The organism is Methylobacterium jeotgali (assembly GCF_022179345.1).
Lineage (GTDB): Bacteria > Pseudomonadota > Alphaproteobacteria > Rhizobiales > Beijerinckiaceae > Methylobacterium > Methylobacterium jeotgali.
The window spans coordinates 1-1,188 of sequence record NZ_BPQR01000100.1 but is presented as its reverse complement, the minus strand read 5'-3'; the positions used below and the strand labels follow the sequence as shown (position 1 = coordinate 1,188).

Here is a 1,188-nt window from a genome sequence, read left to right as displayed (position 1 = left end):
CCCTTCCGCCGCCTGGCGCCGGATGCGGGCGCGGAGGTCTCCGGACAGCGTGTTGTCTCGTTGGTGCCGTGATGCGGCCGGAATGTCGGTTGATTGACCGTGCTTCCTTGCCGCGATAGGCCCCGACCGATCGCGGTGGACATCCGCACTGGGAAGCCCGTTGGCATGAAGAGAGCCCTGATCACCGGCATCACCGGTCAGGACGGCGCCTATCTCGCAGAGCTTCTGCTGGAGCAGGGCTACGAGGTGTTCGGCGTCGTGCGCCGGTCGAGCCATGCGGGCGTGTTCGATCACCGGCTGAAATGGCTCGGCGTCGCCGACCGGGTCACGCTTCTCGACGGCAACCTGATCGACCTGTCGAGCCTGATGCGCATCGTGCAGGACGTGCAGCCGGACGAGCTCTACAATCTCGCCGCGCAGTCCTTCGTGACGGCCTCCTGGCAGCAGCCGGTGCTCACCGGGCAGGTCACGGGCCTCGGCGCGGTCAACCTGCTCGAGGCGATGCGCACGCTGCGCCCGAAGGCGCGCTACTATCAGGCCTCGTCCTCGGAGATGTTCGGCCTGATCCAGGAGCAGGTGCAGAGCGAGACGACGCCGTTCTACCCGCGCTCGCCCTACGGGGTGGCCAAGCTCTACGCTCACTGGATGACGGTGAACTACCGGGAGAGCTTCGGGCTGCACGCCTCGAACGGGATCCTGTTCAACCACGAGAGCCCGCTGCGCGGCGTCGAGTTCGTGACCCGCAAGGTCACGGACGCGGTGGCGCGGATCAAGCTCGGGCTCGCCTCCGAGCTGCGGCTCGGCAACATCGACGCCAAGCGCGACTGGGGCCACGCCAAGGACTACGTCCGGGCGATGTGGCTGATGCTCCAGCAGGACGCGCCCGACGACTACGTGATCGCCACCGGCCGCACCACGACGGTGCGCGAGATGTGCGAGATCGCCTTCCGGCATGTCGGCCTGACGATGGACGACCATCTCGTCATCGACGAGAAGCTGTTCCGTCCGGCCGAGGTCGACGTTCTGCTCGGCAACCCGGAGAAGGCGCGCAAGGCCTTCGGCTGGGCGCCGGAGATCAGCCTGGAGGCGATGATCCGCGAGATGGTCGACGCCGATCTCGCGCGTCTCGCGCCCTCGAAGGCCTGACGCGCCTCCCTTCACCCTTCCGCGGCATTTGTGCACTGCGGC

At 67.5% G+C, this 1,188-nt stretch carries 1 protein-coding gene; it reads left to right on the top strand.

The annotated features are described in order from the left end of the window. Positions 1 to 165 precede the first annotated feature (165 nt). Positions 166 to 1,146: a GDP-mannose 4,6-dehydratase gene (gene gmd / locus MFF04_RS21575; protein WP_238279049.1), complete on the top strand. Its 981-nt coding sequence runs from the start codon at positions 166 to 168 to the stop codon at positions 1,144 to 1,146. Positions 1,147 to 1,188 lie beyond the last annotated feature (42 nt).